A 2,375-nucleotide genomic window follows, 5' to 3' on the forward strand; every position below is an offset into this window, starting at 1 on the left:
GGTGGGGGAAGGGGTGGGGCTGTGGCTGGTGCTGGGGGGCCTGGTGGGTTGGCTGCTGCTGAGGGTGCGGTTGCTGCTGTGGGTGGGGTTGCGCGGTTTGGGGTGAGTGCTGCGGTGTGGGGGTGGTGGAGTGGTTCTGGAAGGTCGGTTGGGTTGGGTTGGGGTTGGTTTGCTGGTGCTGAGACTGCGGTTGAGGCTGGTGGTGGGGAGTGGGCTGGTGTGGCTGCTGGGGGTGCGGCTGCTGGTACGGGTTCGGCTGGGTCTGAGGAGTGGGCTGCTGGGCGTATGGATTCTGCTGCTGGTATGGGTGCGGCTGCTGCGGGGGTTGCTGGGGGAGCTGCTGCTGGTGGGGAGCTTGCTGCTGTGGAGCTTGCTGTTGGTGAGGGTGCTGCTGCTGAGGGGCGGGCTGGTGGGGGTGCGGGGAATTGGAGGGTGGGGAGCTGGGGGACTGGGGGTTCGGGTGTGACGGCGGCTGTGTGGGGGTGTTGGCGTCGTTGGGGCGGGCGGGGCCGTCAAGACGAGGGTTGTGCGGCGGGCGCTCCGGGCGGGGCTGCTGTGTGTGGTCCTGGACCGCCTGCGAGCCGTCCGGGCGACGGACGTCGGCGGGCGGCGTGGTCGGTGTGTCGCGGCGGGGGCCGTCCAGGCGCGGGTTGTAGGCCGGGCGCTCGGGGTCGCGCTGCTGGCTGGTGTCGCGGATGGCCTGGGAGCCGTCGGGACGACGGTTAGTGCCGGAGGAGGGGGTGGTGTTGGTGGGGCGGCTGGGGTTGGTGGGGCTGTTACCGCGTGGAGGTGTGGTGGCCGGGCCGGTGGTGGCGCTGTGCGGGGGCATGGCCGGGGCGCCCATGGCCGGGCCTGCGGACTGGGGCGTGTTCTGTTGCGGCTGCTGCGCAGGCGTGGGTGTGCCGGCGCTGGGGTCCGCGCTGTGCTGGGTGGGCGGGGGCGCAGTCATGGTGGCGGCCGACTGGGTGGATACGGAGGTGTCGCTCTCGTCCACCGTCGGCATGGGGTCGCCCGGGGCCGGGTTGCGCTGCTGGATCGGCTGGCCCGAGGACGGCGAATGCTGGACGGGTGCCCCCTGTGAGGGCACGCCCACGTGCGGAACGGACGGACGTCCGCCACCGCTGCCGTTGCTGGAACTGTCGGAGCTGCCGTTGTTGTGGGAGCCGTCGCCGGTATTGCTGGGCGGGTTGCCTGCGATGGGGTCCACGGACGGCGAGTGCTGCTGAGGCGCAGCGGAGGCGTCGGGCGACGGGCCAGGGGCGGGCTGGCTGGTGATGTTGTCCGGCGTGGGGCGGACCGAGTCCGGAGTGGTGTCGGGCGCCGGCTGAGCACTGATCGGCTCGGAGCTGGGGCTAGGGCTGGGCCCGGGCGTCGGGTGAGTGCTGGCGGACTCGGGAGTGGGGCGCGCGTGATCCGGGGTGTGGTCGGGGGCCGGCTGGGTGGTGATGTTGTTCGGGTTGTTGTCCGGGTTGGGGCGGACCGCGTCCGGGGTGTGGTCGGGGGCCGGCTGGGTGGTGATGTTGTTCGGGTTGTTGTCCGGGTTCGGGCGGGCCGAGTCGGGGGTGGTGTCCGGTGCCGGTTGGGTGCTGATGTTGTCCGACGGTGTGTTGTGGTCGGCGGCCGGAGTGGTGTGGGAGCCGGAGGTTCCGGCTTCCGTGCCGTGTGGCCCGGCGTCGGTACCGTGCGGCCCGGTGTCGCTGGTGTGGGATCCGGTGTCGGTGCCGCTGTACGGGTTGTGGTCGTTGCCGCCCTGGAAGCCGGCGTCGAAGGGGGAGCGCTGGTCCGGGGGCGGCAGGGGCTGGGCGCGGGGGGTGTCGCGGTGGCCGTCCGGATTCGGGGTGGAGCTGTCGGGGCTGGGGGAGGCCGCGTGGCCGGAGCCCGTACCCGTACTCGCGTCCGTATCCGTACCCGTACCCGCGCCGGTTTCACCTGCGCGGGGGGTGTGGGAGGAGCCGCCGCCGGCGCCCGCGCCCGTACCCGCATGCGACCCGGAACCGGTGCCAGAGCCGGCGCCGCTCCCGCCGCTGCCGGTGCCGCCCGCGTCGGACCCGCCGCCGGAATGCGCGCCACTGCCGCCGCCCGACCCCGAGCCGCCACTCGTGCCCGTGCCGGAGCTGCCGCCCGATCCGCTCCCGGAGCCCGATCCGCTCCCGGCCCCCGTACCGCTGCCGCCGTCCCCGCTGCCGGAGCGGCCGCCGCCGTCGCCGGAACCGCCGCCATCTCCGGACCGGCCGCCGCCGTCCCCCGAGCCGCCCCCGTCGCCGCCCGTTCCGCCTCCGCCCGTTCCGCCTCCGCCGTGGTCGCCGTGTCCGGCGGCGGAGTCCAGGCCGTGGCGGGCGCGGTGGCCGGCGCGGTGGCCGGCGCCGTCGCGCAGG

1 pseudogene is annotated in these 2,375 nt (G+C 74.6%); it reads right to left on the minus strand.

The window, feature by feature from the left end:
- Positions 1-2,375: pseudogene (locus IH45_RS1000000149165) on the minus strand (hypothetical protein); the annotation flags it as partial.

Origin of the sequence: Streptomyces rimosus subsp. rimosus (assembly GCF_000720725.1) — a bacterium.
Taxonomy (GTDB): Bacteria; Actinomycetota; Actinomycetes; order Streptomycetales; family Streptomycetaceae; genus Streptomyces; species Streptomyces rimosus_A.